This window comes from Acidovorax sp. ST3 (assembly GCF_003231145.1).
Classification (GTDB): domain Bacteria; phylum Pseudomonadota; class Gammaproteobacteria; order Burkholderiales; family Burkholderiaceae_C; genus Acidovorax.
Genome location: NZ_QKVP01000001.1, coordinates 1 through 19,531, shown reverse-complemented (window position 1 = coordinate 19,531; position 19,531 = coordinate 1). Strand labels below are relative to the sequence as shown.

The 19,531-nt window shown below is 56.7% G+C and carries 19 protein-coding genes and 1 pseudogene; 14 read left to right on the top strand and 6 right to left on the bottom strand.

The features are described from left to right. Positions 1–36: 36 nt before the first annotated feature. Both DNK89_RS00095 and DNK89_RS00090 read right to left on the bottom strand, forming a co-directional pair. Positions 37–888, bottom strand: coding sequence for a xanthine dehydrogenase family protein subunit M (locus DNK89_RS00095; RefSeq protein ID WP_110958414.1), 852 nt, complete (start codon positions 886–888; stop codon positions 37–39). Then, positions 885–3,266, bottom strand: coding sequence for a xanthine dehydrogenase family protein molybdopterin-binding subunit (locus DNK89_RS00090; protein WP_110958413.1), 2,382 nt, complete (start codon positions 3,264–3,266; stop codon positions 885–887). The genes DNK89_RS00095 and DNK89_RS00090 overlap by 4 nt, the downstream gene beginning before the upstream one ends. Before the next feature lie 453 nt (positions 3,267–3,719). Here DNK89_RS00090 and DNK89_RS00085 point away from each other — a divergent pair, with 453 nt between their 5' ends. The 14 genes from DNK89_RS00085 (at position 3,720) to DNK89_RS00020 (ending at position 16,706) form a co-directional block, all read left to right on the top strand. Next, the gene (locus tag DNK89_RS00085; protein WP_110958412.1) at positions 3,720–4,037 is read left to right on the top strand and encodes a non-heme iron oxygenase ferredoxin subunit; all 318 of its coding nucleotides are present in this window, start codon (positions 3,720–3,722) and stop codon (positions 4,035–4,037) included. Then, positions 4,034–5,287, top strand: coding sequence for an NAD(P)/FAD-dependent oxidoreductase (locus DNK89_RS00080; protein WP_110958411.1), 1,254 nt, complete (start codon positions 4,034–4,036; stop codon positions 5,285–5,287). The genes DNK89_RS00085 and DNK89_RS00080 overlap by 4 nt, the downstream gene beginning before the upstream one ends. A gap of 27 nt (positions 5,288–5,314) precedes the next feature. After that, the gene (locus DNK89_RS00075) at positions 5,315–6,625 is read left to right on the top strand and encodes a Rieske 2Fe-2S domain-containing protein (RefSeq protein ID WP_110958410.1); all 1,311 of its coding nucleotides are present in this window, start codon (positions 5,315–5,317) and stop codon (positions 6,623–6,625) included. Next, the gene (locus DNK89_RS00070; RefSeq protein WP_110958409.1) at positions 6,622–7,137 is read left to right on the top strand and encodes a nuclear transport factor 2 family protein; all 516 of its coding nucleotides are present in this window, start codon (positions 6,622–6,624) and stop codon (positions 7,135–7,137) included. Before DNK89_RS00075 ends, DNK89_RS00070 begins: the two co-directional genes overlap by 4 nt. A 17-nt stretch (positions 7,138–7,154) precedes the next feature. Next, the gene (locus DNK89_RS00065) at positions 7,155–8,150 is read left to right on the top strand and encodes an amidohydrolase family protein (RefSeq protein WP_110959118.1); all 996 of its coding nucleotides are present in this window, start codon (positions 7,155–7,157) and stop codon (positions 8,148–8,150) included. Positions 8,151–8,174: 24 nt separating this feature from the next. Next, entirely contained in the window at positions 8,175–9,218 is a 1,044-nt protein-coding gene (locus DNK89_RS00060) for a 2,5-dihydroxypyridine 5,6-dioxygenase (protein ID WP_110958408.1), read from the top strand. Next, the gene (locus DNK89_RS00055; RefSeq protein ID WP_110958407.1) at positions 9,215–9,856 is read left to right on the top strand and encodes an isochorismatase family protein; all 642 of its coding nucleotides are present in this window, start codon (positions 9,215–9,217) and stop codon (positions 9,854–9,856) included. The genes DNK89_RS00060 and DNK89_RS00055 overlap by 4 nt, the downstream gene beginning before the upstream one ends. Positions 9,857–9,934: 78 nt before the next feature. After that, positions 9,935–11,113, top strand: a complete 1,179-nt coding sequence (locus DNK89_RS00050) for an ABC transporter substrate-binding protein (RefSeq protein ID WP_110958406.1) — start codon at positions 9,935–9,937, stop codon at positions 11,111–11,113. Between the two features lie 14 nt (positions 11,114–11,127). Further along, on the top strand, positions 11,128–11,997 hold the full coding sequence (locus DNK89_RS00045) for a branched-chain amino acid ABC transporter permease (protein WP_110959117.1): 870 nt from the start codon (positions 11,128–11,130) through the stop codon (positions 11,995–11,997). Beyond that, the gene (locus tag DNK89_RS00040; RefSeq protein ID WP_110958405.1) at positions 11,994–13,007 is read left to right on the top strand and encodes a branched-chain amino acid ABC transporter permease; all 1,014 of its coding nucleotides are present in this window, start codon (positions 11,994–11,996) and stop codon (positions 13,005–13,007) included. Before DNK89_RS00045 ends, DNK89_RS00040 begins: the two co-directional genes overlap by 4 nt. Then, entirely contained in the window at positions 13,004–13,756 is a 753-nt protein-coding gene (locus tag DNK89_RS00035) for an ABC transporter ATP-binding protein (RefSeq protein ID WP_110958404.1), read from the top strand. Before DNK89_RS00040 ends, DNK89_RS00035 begins: the two co-directional genes overlap by 4 nt. Continuing rightward, a complete protein-coding gene (locus DNK89_RS00030) occupies positions 13,749–14,471 on the top strand; it encodes an ABC transporter ATP-binding protein (RefSeq protein ID WP_110959116.1) in 723 nt (240 codons plus the stop codon). Before DNK89_RS00035 ends, DNK89_RS00030 begins: the two co-directional genes overlap by 8 nt. 48 nt (positions 14,472–14,519) lie before the next feature. Further along, on the top strand, positions 14,520–15,731 hold the full coding sequence (locus DNK89_RS00025; RefSeq protein WP_238990636.1) for an iron-containing alcohol dehydrogenase: 1,212 nt from the start codon (positions 14,520–14,522) through the stop codon (positions 15,729–15,731). A 138-nt stretch (positions 15,732–15,869) separates the two neighbouring features. Next, entirely contained in the window at positions 15,870–16,706 is an 837-nt protein-coding gene (locus DNK89_RS00020) for a LysR substrate-binding domain-containing protein (protein ID WP_238990635.1), read from the top strand. A gap of 57 nt (positions 16,707–16,763) precedes the next feature. Here the strand turns inward: DNK89_RS00020 and DNK89_RS00015 are convergent, their stop codons facing one another. From DNK89_RS00015 to DNK89_RS24655, 4 genes and pseudogenes are all read right to left on the bottom strand, one after another. After that, positions 16,764–17,570, bottom strand: coding sequence for an MBL fold metallo-hydrolase (locus tag DNK89_RS00015; protein ID WP_110958402.1), 807 nt, complete (start codon positions 17,568–17,570; stop codon positions 16,764–16,766). A 93-nt stretch (positions 17,571–17,663) separates the two neighbouring features. Further along, the gene (locus tag DNK89_RS24120; RefSeq protein WP_153064223.1) at positions 17,664–18,200 is read right to left on the bottom strand and encodes a carboxymuconolactone decarboxylase family protein; all 537 of its coding nucleotides are present in this window, start codon (positions 18,198–18,200) and stop codon (positions 17,664–17,666) included. Positions 18,201–18,307: 107 nt separating this feature from the next. Next, positions 18,308–19,291: a Bug family tripartite tricarboxylate transporter substrate binding protein gene (locus DNK89_RS00010; protein ID WP_238990634.1), complete on the bottom strand. Its 984-nt coding sequence runs from the start codon at positions 19,289–19,291 to the stop codon at positions 18,308–18,310. Positions 19,292–19,400: 109 nt separating this feature from the next. Then, positions 19,401–19,531 (bottom strand): annotated as a pseudogene (locus DNK89_RS24655) (enoyl-CoA hydratase/isomerase family protein); the annotation flags it as partial.

The window sequence follows — 19,531 nt, the reverse complement described above, 5'->3', positions numbered from 1 at the left end:
GGCCGTTTACTTGAATGGAAATCGGTTCCAAGTCTCTTACTCCGCTTTTTTGAGATCGGCAAAGATGCCGCACTGATCGAGAGCTCGCGCCACACAGGCCGTGAAAAGCTTCAGATCAAGAGCATCGCGTTCGGGCAGAGCTGTCCGGACAGCGGCCCGCAGTTGCTCACGCCCCGCGGCCCCGGTCCCCCTGGCCGCGATGTCGGCTGCTAGTTCTTCCAACAGAATAGGAGGACCGTCTGCAGCTCCCAACACGATCCGCGCGCGCGAGTGCGTTGAATCGAAATAGACCGCCGCACTTGCTTCGGCAAATTCGCCTGGCTTGCGACAGACTTTGTGATAGCCCCAATAAGACGTAGGTGTCTCAGACGGTACGACTACAGAGACGATCAGCTCATCGCTCTCCAGCACTGTCGTGTACGCTCCGAGCATCAGCGCATCGGCCTCGATCGTGCGCTCACCGCGCGGCGACTTGGCTACGATGCGTGCCCCGAGTGCCGCAAGCGTGACCACCCAGTCCGCGGCGGGATCGGCGTGCGCCAGACTTCCGCCCACAGTGCCACGGGTGCGGATCGCGCGATAGGCGATGCCGCGAGCGACCTCCCGCATGGGGTGAGCTATCAGCGGCTCGTACACTCCGTCTTCGATCTCAGCGTGCGTAATGGCAGCGCCGATCTCCACCCAGCCCTCCTTGCGGCGGACGGTGCGCAGACCGGAAATGCCAGCAACGTCGACCACGTGCGCTGGGCGAGCCAACCTAAGATTAAGCATGGGCCCTAACGACTGACTTCCGCTCATAGCTTTGGCGGCGCCACCGCCCGCAGCCAGCACCGCCAAGGCATCGCCCACTTCAAGAACGCGCGTGTATGCAAAACGAGGAGCTTTCATTGAGCGCGCTCCTGTCCAAGCGTCGATTTTTCAAGCGCTTTTAGCAAGCGTCGTGGTGTCAAGGGCGTCATCAGGACCTCGTCAGCACCGGTGCCACGCAATGCGTCGTTCACAGCATTGAAGATCACGGCAGGTGGAGCGATAGCGCCCCCCTCACCGACACCCTTTGCACCGAAATCCGTGTGGGGCGAAGGAGTCTCGAAGTGTTCGATACGAATGCGTGGGACTTCTGTAGCGCCCGGCAAGATGTAGTCGGCCAGTGTTGAAGCCAACGGCTGTCCTTGCTCATCGTATGGGCTCTCCTCATACATTGCCGTGCCGATACCCTGGGCGATGCCACCAATGGTTTGCCCCTCAACAATCATCGGGTTGACCATGGTCCCGCAGTCCTCGACCACGACGTAGTCCAGGATTTCCACCTCGCCTGTCTCAGGGTCGACTGCAACCACTACGGCGTGCGTCGCGTACGTGAAAGTACCCGTATCGACTTTCGGCTTGTAGGCTCGGGAAACTTCCAATCCACCCAGATGTACGTCAGCAGGCAGGTCTTGGGGTGTCAGGTACCAAACACTCCCTACCTCAGAAAGAGGAATCGATTTCTCCCCTGCGACTGCTCGCCCTTCGATCAATGCGACCGCCTTTGGGTCTACGCCCATGAGGTAAGCGGCTATTGATTGAATGCGTGGCAACAGTTCTTTGCATGCCGTTGAGATGGCTCCGCCGGACATGACCGTCGCACGAGAGGCATAGGTTCCCGATGAGAATGGCGTCAGCGCAGTATCCCCATGCACCACCCGGATGCGGGCGACAGGAATGCCGAGCACGTCATGGGCAATCTGCGCGAAGCTGGTCTCCATGCCTTGCCCATGCGAATGCACGCCGACTCGCACTTCAAGCCCACCATCCGCGGTCATCCTGACCATCGCCTGGTCAAAACCAGGCACCACAGGCAGCCCCCAATTGGCGAAAACAGTGGTGCCGTGAGCAGACTGCTCGGTGTACGTTGCGGTGCCAAAGCCGATGCGCCGTCCGTCGGGCTCGCCACGCGCCTGGCGCTCGCGGACAGCCTCCAAACCGATCATCTCTACCGCGCGTCGGAGGCTCGCAGGAAAATCGCCACTGTCAAAGTGCTTGTTGGCTACGTTGACGTAGGGCATGGCCGCGGCTGGGACCAGATTCTCCATCCGAACTTCCCATGGCTCGCGACCAACTTCACGTGCCACCGCATCCATGAGCAGTTCAATCGCGAAACAGACACCGGTGCGCGCCACGCCGCGATAGGCCATGAACCCTGGCTTGTTGGTCGCCACACACAGGGTTTCGCAACGGTAACCACGAAACGAATACGGCCCCGGCAGATTTCCGATGGCCTGCCCGGGCTCCAAGCCCACAAAGAAGGGATAGTAGGAATACGCCCCGCCGTCGATGGTGATGATGGCATCTAGCGCCAAGAGCTTTCCCGCCCGGTCCGCGTACGCCGTAAGCTGATAGTGATGCTGCCGGGTGTTAGCTCCAACTATCAGATGCTCACGGCGATCTTCGAGATAGCGAAACGGCGTGCGATACGTCTTGGCAAGCCAAGCGACGCAAAGATCTTCTGGGTAGAGCTGCCCCTTGTATCCAAAAGCTCCGCCCACGTCTGGCGAAATGACTCGAACCGCCTCTTCATTCATCGCGAGGTGCTGGGCGATGCCCACGCGTAGCAAGTGCGGCACTTGAGTCGCACTCACCACCACCAGTTGATCAGTCTGAAAGTCCCAATAAGCCAGCACTGACTTGCCCTCTAAAGGGACGATGCATTGGCGTGACAGTTCCACTGTACGTGAAACCTTTACCTCAGCTTGTGCCGCCAATTCATCGAAGTCGCGATTGGCTCGCAGCGTGAGGAAGCGGTTGTCCTTCCACCCTGGGTGCATGAAATCTCCGGTGGCTCCGAGTGCCGACTCAACATCGTGATAGACCGGCAACTCCTCATACGAAACCTGCACATCCTCGAGCAGGTCCTCCGCCACTGCACGGGTAGGGGCCACAGCCATCGCGATGGCCTCCCCGACGTGGCGAACTCTGCCTGATGCCAGCGGAGGCAACGCTGAGTACTGGTAGGTAGGTATAGAAGATGGGGAGCCAATGTCCGCTGCGTCCGACATCATCTCGCGCAGGAACACCTTCCCTGCGAGCTCTTCCGGAATCTCGACGCCAGTGATGGAGGCGTGAGCCAAAGAGCTGCGTAGGAATGCCACCTCTTGCATGCCAGGGAGCACGAAGTCCCCAACGAAGTTGCCCTTGCCCACCAAATGACGCGCATCTTCTTTGCGAGGTACTCGGGCGCCAATGCCCTCTCGCTTCAACAGCCTCGCCGGTATGTCTGCTTGGTCCATACGTTTCCTTTTCCTTCACCAATGTCTATACGCCGAACGAGCACCCGTGAGCTCATCTTGCTGGGCATCTCCAACGCGACATTGAAACGCCTTCTAGAAGATTCAGGCCGCAAACGCGAAGCTGTTTCGCCCTTGGAGCCATCCCATCGCTCAATCAAGTTTTGCTCTAGAAAAACTCAACTTATGTAAGTTCACTTGCACAAGTATATGTCTAACCAAACAACCTGAGAAGCGGGTAAACGCTGATGAAGGATCAGCACCTAAGAAGGTCCTCATGTTGGTGCATTTTCCCTATGAAAACCGCATCTTTTGCACCACATGAGAGAACTAAGCAATTCATAATGGTGCACTGCAGCACAGTACAAACCCGCACTTGAAAAGGTCGAAAAATCTCTTTAATATGACAGTTCACTGAGTAATTTTTTCGGTGCCAAAAATTTCAGGAAAAGAGCCATGGATTGGATAAAGGTCGCTTCGGCGCAGGAACTCAGCAACGACGAAGCCAAGACTGTCAGTGTGGCTGGTCACGGCGTTGCGCTGTACCGGATTGACGATGAGTTCTTCGCAACAGACAGCATGTGCACGCATGCCACGGCATTGCTGTCAGAGGGATATGTTGAAGACGGCTGTGTGGAATGCCCTCTACACCAAGCTCGCTTTGACATCCGCACCGGTAGGGCCATGTGCGCGCCGGCTACTGTGGACCTTCGGGTCCACGCAGTTAAGCGAGAAGGCGACGACATCTACGTCTTGTCGCCCGCGAGCAAATGACGTCGCCTGGCGTTGTCATCGTTGGCGCGGGTCAATCTGCGGCCATCGCTGCGCAGGCCCTTCGCGAGAAGGGCTACCGCGGCAGTATCACTATGATCGGTCGCGAACGCTATCGACCGTACGAACGCCCGCCTTTGTCAAAGGCAGTTCTGACTGCCGCTGAAGAGCCCAGGCTGGAGGTGCTCTCAGAGGATGTCTGGACGCACAGCGACATTGAACTGCTGAGCAACAATGAAGCGGTTGCTCTGGATCTGCCGCGTCGTCAGGTCCGATTGGCGAATGGCCGGGTGCTCGACTATGAAAAGTGTCTGATTGCCACGGGTGGTGATGCACGAAAACTTTCGTTGCCTCCTGCTGCCGACGGTAGCGTGCACTACATCCGCACCCTGGATGACGCTAGGCGGCTGCGTGCTTCTCTGCTTGCAAAGCCCCAGATCGCCGTCCTGGGTGGCGGCTTTCTCGGGCTGGAGATCGCCAACTCCGCACTCTCATCAGGTGCATCGGTCACGGTTATCGAACGTGCGGCCACTCTGCTCGACCGATTTCTGCCGAGCGAGGCGTCAGCTTGGCTGGAAGCCTGGATGAGGAACGCAGGTACGAAGCTATTGCTCGCAGCCTCCCTCAATGAAGTCCATGTGTTGTCGAGCGGCCGCATGCGCCTCTCTACAAACGCTGGCGAACTCGAGTTGGACGAACTAGTCGTAGCGATTGGTCTCTCCCCCAATGACTCGCTAGCAAGCGGAGCTGGACTAGAGATAGCAGCAGGAGGTGGGATTCTCGTCGACTCATCTTGTCGTACTAGCAACGAACATGTGTTCGCTTGTGGTGACTGCACCAGCCAAAGACGCTCTGGTGACACGGCTCCAACGAGACTGGAGTCTTGGCAAAACGCGAACGAACAGGCTCGTATTGCTGCGGCAGCGATGCTCGGCGCCCCTCTTCCTATGCCCGCAGTTCCCTGGTTCTGGACTGACCAAGGGCGACACAACATCCAGGTTCTAGGCCTGCCCGCTGCCGATCTCGAATACGTCCGCCGCGGCGACCCGAGCAGCGACAGAGTGATGTGGATTGGCCATCGGGACGGTGTTCCGCTGCACGGCGTTGCCATCAATGCCGGCTCAGACCTTCGAGCCATCCGCCCTATTTTCGAACGCGGCCAGCCCGTTCAGTGGGAGGACTTTCCATTAGAAAAAACCAACCTACGCGCATGGGTCAAGCAAATGCATGCCCAAGCCAGCCCGACCGTTTAACCCCCCCCTCATCGCAAAGGAGCTTCCATGTATCAATCGCAGGCGGTCATCGGCATTACCAATGCCCGAAAGAACCCGCCATTGGATCAGTGTGTCTGGCCTGCAGACGCTATGAACAACATTCCCGACTGGGTCTACACCAGCCAAGCCATATATGACCAGGAGATCGAACGCATCTTTCGCGGTGACACATGGAACTTCGTAGCTCTGGAAGCGGAGATTCCCAACCCAGGCGACTACAAGCGCGGCTACGTCGGCGCCACGCCTGTCGTCATTGCACGGGCGGAGGACAACACGATATCTGTCTTCGAAAACCGCTGCGCTCACCGTGGAGCTGAGTTCTGCCGTTCCAGCCAAGGTAACACGAAGGAGTTTGTCTGCCCCTATCACCAGTGGTCTTATGACCTCAAGGGGAACCTTCAAGGCGTTCCATTCAAACGGGGTATCAATAAGGTGGGTGGGATGCCGCCGGACTTCAAAAACGCTGAGCATGGTACCCGCCAGTTGCGCGTGACAACACGGAATGGTGTGGTGTTTGCTACGTACTCCGACAAGACCCCACCGCTGGAGGAGTACATGACCAAAGAGATCGTGGATGAGTTCGATGTCACGTTCTCGGGCAAGAAGCTCAAGATCCTCGGATATTGCCGCAACGAACTTCCGTGCAATTGGAAGATGTACCACGAGAACCTGAAGGACCCTTACCACGCGACGCTGCTTCATTCGTTTCTCGTGGTGTTCGGCCTGCTGGTTCCAGGCATCAAGTCGACCGTAGTTGCTGACAAAGTTCACGGTCGCCACGGCTTCATGGCCTCTTCTAAACCCGACCAAGTCTATGCCACGGTTGCCGCAGAAGACAAAGCGGAGATGCGGTCGTTCAGCGATGACCTTCGGTTGCGGGACGAACGTTTCTTGGATTACGTGCGCGAATTCGATTCGCCTTGGTCGGCCAACATGATGACTCTGTGGCCGAGCATGATCGTGCAGCGTCAGATGAACACCCTGGGCGTGCGCCAGATCATTCCGAACGGTCCCAACAGCATGGTGATGCAGTGGACCATGTTCGGCTACGAAGATGACACGCCAGACATGACACGGCACCGCCTGCGTCAGGGTAACTTAATGGGGCCCTCTGGCTTCCTCGGCCTCGAGGACAACGAAGCATTGAAGTTCGTGCAAGAGGGGCTGCGCAACTCGTCCACAGACAACAACGTCGTCAAACTCGATGCGGGTCACGAAGGCTCGGCGCGCAACCTGATCTCGGAGTCCTGCATCAGATCCATGTACCAGTATTACCGGGAAGTCATGGACATCCGTGTCGCGGAGAAGGCAGCATGAAAGAGCAACTCGCCTACATCAAGACCTCGATGTCACCGCAACGCGCTGTCGAGTTGCGCGCAGAAATTGACTCATTCCATGTCGAGTACTGTGCTGCCCTTGACGCGAACGATGTCGAACGCTGGCCTGGATTCTTTAGCAAGGATGCCACCTACCGCATCACCTCGCGCCACAACGCGCTGCTGAACATGCCCGTAGGCCTCATGTACTGCGAGGGCTTGGACATGATCATCGACCGCGCCTTGGCGATAGCGCACTCCCAAATGTTCGCACCGCGACACATGCTGCATGTGCTTGGAATCACGCGTGTACTAAAGGAAGCCGACAACACGGTGAGTTCGCAGACACCTTTCATCCTAATGCAGACCCTCGTCGAAGGCCCTTCTACGGTCCATCTGGCGGGTGTGTATCACGACCGTTTCGTGCGCGAGGGCGACCAACTGCTCATCGCTAGTCGCCAAGTGGTCCATGACACGGAAATTCTTGATACCGCCCTGGCGTATCCAGTTTGAGGCTACCTATGACGAACATGAAAACAACCCCAAAGATCGCACTGGAAGAGCACTTCTCCGCACCAGGGTTCGATGAGTACTCTGCGAAGTACACCCGAGCGCTGCCGACGGATTTCGTCGCAAAGCTAGATGCCAAACTGACCGATTTCGATGACCAGCGTCTTCAAGAGATGGATGCAGGAAACATCGAATACGTCGTTCTTTCCCAAACGATGCCCGGCGTACAGGCCGAGACAGATCGCGACATCGCTGTGCGCCGAGCACGGGAGAACAATGAGTTCCTGGTGGAACGTGTGGCACGCCACCCGCAACGTTTTGGTGCTTTCGCCCATGTGGCGTTGCAGGATCCCACCGCCGCAGCCAACGAATTGGAGCGTACTGTCGTCGAGTACGGCTTTAAAGGCGCGATGATCAATGGGCACACTCTAGGACGCTACTACGAAGCCGCGGAGTTTGACGTGTTTTGGGAACGAGCGCAGGCGCTCGGCGTACCCATCTACCTGCATCCCAACGCATTCAGCCAGCCGCCGGCGCTACTAGAGGGTATGCCAGTGCTTCAGGGCGCCGCGTGGGGTTGGGGCGTAGAAACGGCAGGCCATGCATTGCGCCTGCTGTTCGGAGGAGTGTTCGACCGCTTCCCTCGTCTGAATCTCATTCTGGGTCACATGGGGGAGGCCTTGCCTTTCCAGCGTTGGCGCATTGACAGCCGCTTTGCCGCCTACCCATCGGGCATCAAGCTGGCACGTAAGCCTAGCGAGTACATCGGCAGCAACATTCTCATAACCACCTCTGGCGTGTGCTCTGCACCCGCCTTGCTGGGCGCAGTCGGCGAGCTCGGTGCCGAGGCAGTTCTCTTCTCAGTCGACTACCCGTATGAGTCGACCGCCGAGGCCTGCACCTTCATCGAAGAAGCGCCCCTCACCGACAGTGTCCGTGCAATGGTCTGCCACGGCAATGCGCGCAGGCTCTTCAAGATGGGCAGCACGGAGGAGCTCCAGCTCCTGCAGATCTAACAATCCAAACCAAAGGACCAAAAAATGCCAGTCAGCGATTATCAATTGATCAACGCATGGAACGAAGTTCTTAAGCTCAGCAAGGTGGAACGTGGACAAAAAGTATCGATCCTGTGTGGTCCCCACACCCATCCACAAACGCTGCAGACGGCGACCATCGCAGCACAGGCAGCAGGCGCGATCGTCACCAAGATCGAGCTGCAGCCCATCAACGCGGAGAAAGCAACTAGCCGCGACCGCATGAATTATTTGGGCGAAACACCCCTAACGAATAATCCGGTCGCACTTGCGGCAATGAAGAATAGCGATCTTGTTCTTGACCTGATGGTGCTGTTGTTTTCTCCCGAACAACTGGAAATTCTGGAGTCTGGAACGAAGATACTTTTGGTCGCGGAGCCACCCGAAGTACTGGTGCGGGCGATTCCGACCGAGGACGATCGCAAACGCGTGTTGAATGCATCGAAGCTCCTCAAGAAGGCGAAAAAGATGTACGTCACGTCTCCGGCCGGCACGAACGTGACTTTCAAACTCGGTGAATTCCCAACCATTTGCGAATATGGGTTTTGCGAGGAACCTGGACGTTGGGATCACTGGCCAAGCGGATTCCTTTTTACCTTCGCCAATGAAGGCGGCAGCGACGGCACTATCGTGGTCGATCACGGGGACATCCTTCTGCCGCAGAGAAACTATGTCTCTGACAAGATCACATTGAATTTGCGCGACGGCTTCGTTCGCAGCATTGAAGGTGATGTCGATGCCGCCATGCTGCGCGAGTTCATGGAGGCCTACAAGGATCCAGAGGCCTATGCTATCGCGCACATCGGATGGGGCATGCAGCCACGGTGCTACTGGCACACACTGTCGCTCATGGACCGGGAGGCGACAACAGGTCAGGATGCACGCGCTTTTGAAGGCAACTTCCTGTTCTCATTAGGTCCAAACAACGAGGCAGGTGGACCTCGCACAACACCTTGTCACCTCGACATTCCCTTGCGCAACTGCACAGTGAAGCTCGACGACATCGTCGTGGTTCAAGATGGCAAAGTGATTGACGAGGCTTTTCAATGAGCTCCGATCAGGACATCTACCAAAGGCAAGGGTTCGGCAATGAGCTCGCGCCCAAAGCACCGTTCGGCCTGTTGATAGTCGATTTCGTCAATGGATTTGCTGACCCGCGCACGTTCGGCGGCGGCAACATAGGCCCGGCTATTGAATGCACCCGCGGCCTCTTATCGGCAGCACGAAATCGCAACTGGCCGGTCGTTCATACGCGAGTTGTGTACCAAGATGATGGGACGGACGCAACCATCATGGCGCTCAAAGTCCCGTCCCTGCTCGCCCTGCGCGAGCAAGCGCCAGAAAGTCAAATCGTCTCGCAACTTGAACCTATCGGCGGCGAGTATGTCCTGCGTAAGACAAATCCCTCGGCATTCTTTGGTACGCCGCTAGCGGCTTGGCTTTCTCAACGCGGCGTACAAACCTTGCTGATTGCTGGCTGCACAACCAGTGGATGCGTTCGTGCCAGCGTCGTTGATGCCATGTGCCACGGTTTCCGCCCGCTTGTGGTCACCGACTGCGTCGGAGATCGTTCATTGCATGCGCACGATGCAAATCTCTTCGACATGAATCAGAAATATGCAACCTTGATGCCCCGCGATAAAGCCCTGGAAGCAACCGCCGAGAAAGCTCCGACCGCACTCCCCTGATCCACGTCGCCAACTCATATTTCACGTCAGTCAGCCTCTGCGCAACCCGCGCCAGTCCCCCACCACCTGGAGAAAAAAATGATCCTCAAATTCGCCGCCGCAATAGCCGTATCACTTGCAACAATTGCAAACCCAGTCCTCGCCGACGTTATCAAAGTAGGAATTATCGCGCCCATGTCAGGACCGTTCTCTGCGGTAGGTCAAACTTGGGAAGGATCGATCAAGGCCTATCAAAAGCTGAACGGCACGACATCTGGTGGCCACACCATCCAAGTCATTTTCCGCGACCTCCCAGAAATCAACCCTGCGCAGGCCAAAGCACTTGCACAGGAACTGATCATCAAAGAAGGCGCCCAGTACATCGGCGGTCTTTACTTCACGCCCGACACCCTCGCAGTCGCCGCACTCGCACAGGAGGCTAAGGTGCCCGTCGTCATCTTCAACGCGTCAACCTCTTCGCTCCTCGAAAAGTCGGACTATCTACTGCGTACTTCGTACACGTTGCCGCAGATGGCCGTCCCGGTCGCAAAGTACGCCAAGGAAAAGAACGTTAAGAATGTCGTTACGCTAGTCAGTGATTTCGGTCCTGGCCTAGATGCAGAGAAGGGTTTCACCACTGAGTTCGTTGGTAGTGGAGGAAAACTGCTTGAAGCGATTCGCGCACCGCTGAAGACGACTGACTTCGGACCGCTGATGCAGCGCGTGAAGGCGCTCAAGCCAGATGCGCTGTATGTATTTGGCCCAGGTGGTCCCGCGACCTACGCCATGATCAAGGCGTACAACGAGGCAGGATTGCGTGCAGCGGGCATTCGCTTTCTGGGCACAGGCGAAACGGATGAAGATCAGCTGCGCGCAATCGGACCGGATCTTTTGGGTATCGAGACCGGCATGTTCTATTCGGCGTCACACGACTCGCCCTTGAACAAATCCGTCACGAAAACCCTGAGTGAAGTGGCACCTAAAGCCATCCCAACCGTCCAGTTGGCGAACGCTTTTGACGGTCTGCATGTTATCTATCACATGGTCAAAGCAACTGACGGCAAGCGTGATGGCCCCAAGGCCATGGCGGCGGCCAAGGGCTTTTCATGGGAAAGCCCACGTGGCCCTGTGAAGATCGACCCCGTCTCGCGCGAATTTGTGCAAAACGTCTACATGCGCATCGTCGAGAAGGATGCGTCCGGCCGTTATGTGAACAGAGAATTCCGGACTTTCGAGATGCAACCCGACTACGGACGCATCCAGAACACGGCCAAGTGATCCAGGACTTCAACATGTCTGTTGCTCTTCTTAGCAGCATTCTGATCGATGGGATCACCTACGCGATGATCCTGTTCATGATCACCGTGGGGCTGTCCATGACCATGGGTCTCATGCGGGTCGTGAATCTCGCCCATGGTGCGTTCGCAATGCTGGGCGGCTTTCTCGCCGCCAGCCTGCCTCAGCGCCTTGGCATCCCGATCGGCGCAGGCTTCGTGCTTGCGATCCTTCTGGTCGGACTCATCGCCTTGGTGTTTGAGCGCCTTCTTCTGCGACGCTTCTACCGGCGCGACGATCTCGATCAGATGCTGGTGACGATTGGTCTGATGTTCGTAGCGACTGCCGCAGTGAATCTGTTGTTCGGATCTTCGGTGACATCAGTCGCGTTACCCGAAGCATTCACGGGGTCAGTCGATCTGGGATTTCGTTCAATTCCCAGACATCGGCTCATCGTCGTTGCCTGCGGTCTGCTCGTCGTGATTGTTCTCTGGCTGACGGTAGATCGCTCGTCCTTCGGTATTCGCGTGCGCGCAGCCGTCGACAACGCACCCATCGCACGGTCCATTGGCATCGACACGACGAAGATCTATGCAGCCACCTTCGCCATCGGCGCAGTGCTTGCGGCGTTGGGAGGTATCGCTGGTGCGGAGTTGTTGCCCATGGAACCTACCTACGCTTCCAAGTATCTTGTGGTCCTCTTGGCGGTTGTTGCCGTTGGGGGCAACGGAAATCTTTTTGGCTCATTCTTTGCAGCGCTGCTGCTTGGCATTGTGGAGACATCCATGAAATATATGGTTCCGCAGCTCGCATCGGCTGCGTTTTTTCTGACGATGATCATCGTCCTGCTGGTGCGGCCGCAGGGGCTTTTCGGGAGGCAGACATGAGCGCGGTAATTCCCTCTCTGGCGGTGGTCGATTCGCGCCCAATCAGTCCTTGGAGGCAATTGCGTGTCGAGATCGTGCTGACGTTGGTGGGATTGCTGGCCTTCGTGCTTTTCCCGCAAGATCTCGGATTGCTGACCAACATGGCAACTATGTCCATTTTTGCGCTGTCGTTGAGTCTAGTGCTTGGCCAAGCAGGCATTGCAACCCTAGGTCAGGCCGCGCTTTATGGCAGCGGTGCATACGTAGCTGGCTGGACTGCTTTGTATCTGACGACGGATCCCCTTGTGGGGCTGTTGCTAGGTGCGCTGGGTGGTGGGTTGATTGCATTGCTGAGCGGTGCCGTCATGCTGCGGACGACCAAACTCACGCTGGTCATGCTGACCATTGCAGTGGCTCAACTGCTGTTGGAACTGGCCAACTGGGCTAGATGGCTCACCGGCGGCGACGACGGCCTAGCGGGCTTCAATATCGGCCCTCTGTTCGGCATATGGGAATTCAATTTCATAGGCCAAACCGGCTACTTCTATGCGCTTGGAGCCTTGGTTCTTGTGTACTTCCTAGTCCGAAATCTGGTGGATTCTCCTTTTGGTCTGACGGCCAAAGCCATCCGCCAGGACTCGGGCCGAGTACAGGCCTTAGGGGGCCGTGTGTACTTGCATCTGCTGGCTATCTACACCGTCGGCGGAATTGTCGCTGGGCTTGCTGGTGCATTGACTGCGCAAACTAGCAAGGTAGCAAATCTTTTCATGCTGGACTTTTCGACATCGGCAGGTGTCGTGGTCATGATCGTACTGGGTGGTACCCGTCGCCTGTCGGGCGCTGTGCTAGGCACGATCGCATACATGACCATTCACCACATCGCCTCAACCTTGAATCCGTATCACTGGCTGTTCTTTATTGGATCGATGTTGATCGTCGTACTCATCGTACTGCCGGAAGGACTGATCGGTCTTCTAGATCGCGCTATGGCTTATGCGAAGCGGTTGGGCACGGACAGGGCAGCCAAATGACTTATCGATTACAAACTCAGAATCTCAGCCATTCCTTTGGTGGACTGGCCGTCACACAGAATGTCTCGCTCGCGCTTCCCAAAGGGGCACGCACTGCATTGATCGGACCGAATGGCGCCGGCAAAACGACCTTGGTGAACTTGCTGAGTGGAGCGCTACGCCCTAAGTCAGGAGATATCCTGCTTGACGGCCGCTCCATCGTGCAACTGCCGCAGTACGCACGCGTCCGCAACGGCATCGTCCGTACATTCCAGATCAGCCGCCTCTTCAAAGATCTCACGGTTGAGGAGAACGTCAAGGTCGCCGTGCTGCAACGGCATCGCGCATCGATGCAGTGGTGGCCCTCGAGCGCGCGCTCCGCGCAAGTTCGCGAAGAGGTCTTCGAAACACTGGGCATGCTGGGTCTACAGCCTTTCGCGCGGCGGGTTGTAGGGCAGCTGGCTCTCGGCGAGCAGCGGTTAGCAGAGATCGCTCTGGCTCTCGCAATGAAACCCGAAGTACTGCTCTTGGACGAACCAGGTGCAGGCGTTCCGCAAGGCGAAGGTGGCCGCATCATGGACGCTGTCGAAAGTCTTCCGAAGGACCTGTCTGTCCTGCTTATCGAGCACGACATGGACCTGGTCTTCAGGTTTGCTTCGCACATCATCGTTCTGGTTGCAGGTGCAATATTGGTGGAAGGCTCTCCAAAGGAAGTTGCCGCCAACGAGCAAGTCAAACAAATTTACTTCGGACGGGATGGTCATGCCTAAGCCAACTATTGAACTTCGGTTCGACAACGTTACGACAGGCTATGGCAGCATTCCGGTCGTCGAGAATCTCAGCTTCAAAGTCCGCGAAGGCGAACGTCTTGGGCTGATTGGGCGCAATGGTGCAGGTAAGACAACGACGCTCGCAACGGCGATGGGTCTTGCCGATCTGATGAAGGGACGCGTCGAGTTCGGAGGGCGCGACATCAGCAGCGCTAGCACGTATGCGCGCGCGCGCGCTGGACTTGGCTATGTGCCGCAGAGTCGCGATATCTTTCCATCGCTGACGGTGGAGGAAAACCTACTATCGGGTCTACAGGGCAGATCGGCAAGCGTTGCATTGCCACCGATCTATGCCCTTTTCCCTCGACTTAAGGAGCGACGTCGCAATGGGGGCACTCAGCTTTCTGGCGGCGAGCAGCAGATGTTGTCCGTGGCCAGAGCACTCGTTGGACAGCCACGCATTCTTCTACTCGATGAACCCCTCGAGGGGCTGGCACCGATGGTGCGGGAGGAGTTGATGGACGCGATTGTTCGGATGAGCGATCAGTTGGGCGTGGGCTGTATCCTCGTTGAGCAACACGTGGACGTGGTTCTCGAGTTTTCTACTAACGTCATTGTCCTGGAGCGTGGCATCGCTGCCTACTCTGGTTCAGCAGCGGCGCTGCGCGACGAAGAGGAGCTCCTCAACCGCACCATCGGAATCCAAAAGTGCTAAGAACTATGCCTGTGCAAACTGCGAAAAAGAACTGAACGGAGACTCTGTGTGACAAGCGACGAAGAACTGTCAGAAGCGAAGTCGGCGCAAAGGGAGGGCACGCGCTATCTCTTTTCAGGTCACGACCGAATCCTGCATCGAACGTCCATACACACGGGCGTGCCAGAGCTGCTGGACTGGTTTGGATATCAGCGCGCATTCATTGTCTGCTCCCGCACGCTCAATGAGCGCACTGACACAATTCGCCAACTTGTTGCGTCATTGGGTAAGCGATGTGTCGGTGTCACCGATGCGGTTGGCGAGCATTCGCCGCTGTCGAACGTGCTTTCCGGCGCTCGTCAGGTGGTTGCTTGCGAGGCCGACGTCATTGTGTCTGTGGGCGGCGGTTCGGTTATGGATATGTGCAAGGTCATCCAGTTGTGCGTCACCGAACGGACTTTCGACCGCGATGCCCTGCTGAAACTTCAAATGAGGATGTCTGCGGACGGAACGGAGATGATCGCCACGTCATCTCAGCCGCCGCGGATCAGGCAAATAGCGGTACCGACAACCCTTTCCACCTCGGAGTGGACCCCAGCTGGCACGCCCATCGATGACCAGACCCATCTGAAGGCACGCTTCCTGGTCACTGATGGAGCTCCGCGCGGAATTGTCTATGACCCGGATCTTTTGGCTCGCACGCCTCTTTCGCTGCTACTGGCTACGGGCATTCGCGGGTTGGACCACGCCATCAACACGGCATGCTCGACCCAGCCTCATCCCTTTACCAGTTTGATGGCGGAAAAAGCGATCCAGCTCTACGTCGAGAACTTACCGCGCCTGAGATATCGTACAGACTCTGAGGCATTCTCGAACTGCCAATTGGCCACTTGGTATACAGGCATGGGGCAGATGTCTGTGCCGCACGGCTTCAGCCACTGGATGGTACACATCGTCGGGCCTCTCGCATCCGTTCCTCACAGCGAGGCGGCTTGCGTCCTGATGCTGGCCCAGGCGCGGTGGTTGGAAGGCCACGCAGTTCCTCAACACGACAATGTGCGACGTCTATTAGGGCGTACCGGTCCCTTCTCCGAAGTGCTTTTCAACTTGCTGACTGAGCTCAACATGCCTCGAAGTCTGCAAGATTTGGGTCTGAATTTTGATCAGGTGGAGTCTTTCATCCAACCTGCACTTGAACACCCGCAAGTCACGCGGAACAACCTTCGTCCAATTTCGACAGCTGCAGACGTGCGTGAAGTCCTTAGTCTTGTACGGACTTGAAATGCTTCATCAGCGTCTTTTCTTGTCGTTCTTTCACCAAATCCATATCAACACCGCGGACTCATGCATGAGCGGAGCCCGCCTAGCCTTCAGATCGAATCAATGCAAGGCCTCCGTACACTTCTGGGCGCACTAAGGGTGTTCGATGCCGTCTGTCGTGCCAAGGGCGTTTCGCGCGCCGCTGAGGTGCTTCATGTGACTCCGGGCGCCGTTAGTCAACAGATCAAGCATTTGGAAGCGGGGCTGGGCACCCAGCTTTTCCAAAAGTCTGGGCGTGAAATCCAGCTTACCTCCGTTGGTGAACGACTCGCTTACCGCGTATCGGATGCGTTTGATCGCCTGAACGACGCGTTGGATGAGGTGGCCGACGAAAAGGCGGAGAAACTGCTGCGCCTGAAAGTAACACCCACTCTGGCGATTCGATGGCTCGTCCCTCGCCTGCACGGCTTCTACGCACAACATCCCGACATGGATCTGGAGATTGCCACGATTGCGATAGCTGACGACATCCGCCTTGAAGGGGCTGATTGTGCAATTCGGCATGGTATGGGCGAGTGGACCGATGTCGAACTGGATCACCTGTTTGATGATGAGTTTCTACCTGTTTGTGCGCCCAGCCTAGCTATGCAGGTGCGTGCACCTCAGGATCTGCTGCAGGCCAACCTCCTGCACTCCATGCTGCGACCGCAAGCCTGGCCGCTCTGGTTTAAATCAAGCGGCTTCGAGAATCCGCCGCAGCAGCGAGGCCTCACGCTGGCGAATGCCGCTTTGTGCTATCAAGCTGCGGCCGACGGTCTTGGGATAGCAATGGCCCAACGAGCCTACGTAGAGGAAGACTTGCGCGTTGGGCGTCTGGTCGCCGCTGCGGAACATGTTGCCAAAACGGAACTCGGCTACTACCTTGTCTGCGACCCTATCAAGGCAAAAACACCAACAGTCAGGTTGTTTCGAGACTGGATACGAACCGTCCGTTAGACAGATTGTCCAACGGCTGAGCATCCAGACCAAGGACGCGGACTCAGCAGGCCATTCTTAGCCCTCGACAGCAGCGAGGAATCGATCAAAGGAGGCATCTACTGCAGCCCTTCCCCCGCCGATGATATTCAAGCCCCAGGTAAATCCGAAAACGTCAGCAAAATCATAGCCAACTAACCGCTCGCGTATCGCTCTAATGTCACTGGTCTTCATCGGCACAAAATTCGGGTAGCTGTACATAAACGAGACGTGCCGCCGGTCGTACACAACCTGCAATGCGTCACCCGGGAAAAGTGCACCGCCCGCGCGTGGCCCTTGCTTCCAATGAAGCACAGAGCTCCCTGGGAAATGGCCGCCAACGCGAAGGAGTGTCATCTGATCGGAGAGTCTGTGAACATCCCCATCCCAGAACTCGATCTGGGGAGCATGTCGCTGAATCCAAGCTTTGTCTGCCGCATTCAGCAGGATAGGTACACCGCCCAGAGCTTCGCTCCACTCGATCATAGATGTGTAGAAATGAGGATGTGAAATAACGATCCTTCTGACACCCCCGCGCGACTTGATTTCAGCAACTGCTTCGTCTGTAACCATGCTCACGCATTCCCAAAGAACATTACCGTCGTCCGTCGGCAAGAGAAGCGCCCGCTGTGGAATAGCAAACCCACTCGGCATACCAATACCCAGCAACCCACAGTCGTCCTCGATTCGAAGTTTGTACTTCTCCACCAGGGCATCGTGCGTGGTCCAATTCTGACCTCCCCACCCGACGTACTGACGATCATCCTCACATATGGGGCAGTGGAGTGGCGGTTTTTCAGATTCCGCGTATTGGGTTCCGCAGGTCGTGCAAATGTATTTCTGCATGGTATTTTCCTAAACACACGTGGTGACACAATGCCTTCCTCGTACGGAAGCGCGCGAAGAATTGTGTGAAATTTCGAAGCGAATTTGACGTATTTATCCCATCAGTGAAGGTGGCCGATCTTTCGAAGACTCAATGTCCACCCCAAAACTGCGAAGGAAGTAACAAACGCATTTGTAGAGTCCTACGGTTAAGACAAGGTCAGAAACCTGCCCCGTCCCAAAAGTTTGCAAAGCACGCTCGCGCCCTGCTGAAGACAATCCATCGTTTTTCAGAATGTCATCGGTCAAGGCAATGACTGTGCGGTCAATCGACCGAATCGCGGCGATACCTTCGTTAGATCTTGCTGCTTCGATCGACGCTCCTGACAAGCCTGCCGCTCTGCCATAGTGCTCATGCCGTGACGTTTCATACGTTGCTTCGCACGCGTAGCCCACGCGCAGAATCGCCAGCTCCATCAAGTCCGCAGGCAATGAGTTTTCCTTCTTGACAGTCTCCGCAAATGCCAGAAGACCGGGTGCTATCCCCGGTGAATGCATCAACATTCGGAAGACATTTGACTTCTTCTTCCGGAGAACTTCCTGAAGCGCAGGCGGGAGGGAATCAACTGGGGGATAGTCAATATGGGCCATATTTGTGTGTGGACTATTCAAATATGAAACAACGCACTGGACGCGGCGTCCCAAGGGCAGTGACCGTTCGCCCTCAGTGGGCGACATGTCGGACATTTCAAGAGTGTTTAGTCCGCCTTGAATCCCGATGCCTTGACTACCGGCTCCCAGAAGTTGCGCATGTCTTTGAATCTGGCTCGCGCTTCATCTGGCGAGCTCCCTGCGTTCACAAAACCGAGCGTGCGAATCTTGCTCGCGAACTGTTCTGTCGCAGCGGCCTTGCGAACGGCATCGCTCCATTCAGCTATGACGGGCGCAGGTGTGCCGGGGGCCAGGCATATGGCCAATAATCCCACTGCGGTGAGATCCTTCCGCCCGAGTTCGCTGAAGGTCGGTACATCAGGCAGAAGTGGGGAACGCTGCGCAGAAGTGACTGCAAGAACCCGCAGTTTGCCGGCATTGTGGTGCTGCGCAAAATCTCCAACGGTGGAGGTTCCCGCAGCAACAATGCCTCCCATTAGGTTTGAGATCATGGGGGCGGCCCCTTGGAACGGCACGTCTTGTAGCGGAACACCAATAGCCTTGGCAATCTGCAACCCTAGGAAATGCGTTGGCCCCCCTGATGCGGCATGACCGAAATTGGCCTTCTCCGGGTGGCTCCTAACCCAATCAGCGTACTCGGCAAAGCTCTTAGAAGTTGAGGAAGCAGGTACCGCCAGCGCCATCGCAAACTCGACCACCGTTGATACCGGCAATATGTCCCTTTGAGGGTCGTAGTTGAGTTTATTGAAGACGAACGGGTAAATGGATCCGAGGAAGTCCGGACACAACATCGCAACGCTTCCATCGGCTGGCGCGGCCCGCAACGTATCGATCGCAATCTTCCCGCCGGCGCCTGGCTTGTTCTCAACCACGACCGCACGATTCAGCGGGGTACTTAGCTGATCCGCAAGTGCTCGAGTCACCACGTCCAGCGTCCCGCCGGGCGAGAACCCTACCAAGATTTTCGCCGGGGGTCTGCTGCTCGGTTGTGCAACAGCTTGAGGCGCGCAGATGAAGGATGCCAGTATAACGAAGAGGTTAATTAACCAGATGGGACGATTGATGTTCACAGGCTGCTCCATGTTAAATGCACAACGCTCAAAGTAAGTTGACTTGGGGAGGAGGAGACGATTCCGTGGGAAAAGCTGTCGATACCGCGGCAATCCCCACGCGAAACACTCAACGGCCGCGGAATGTCGGAGAGCGCTTCTCAGCGAAGGCCCTGCGTCCTTCCAGCCGGTCCTCACTGTCCCTCAGCACACCGAAGGCTTGGCGTTCCAATTCCAGCCCGCCGGCTAGCGGCAATTCCC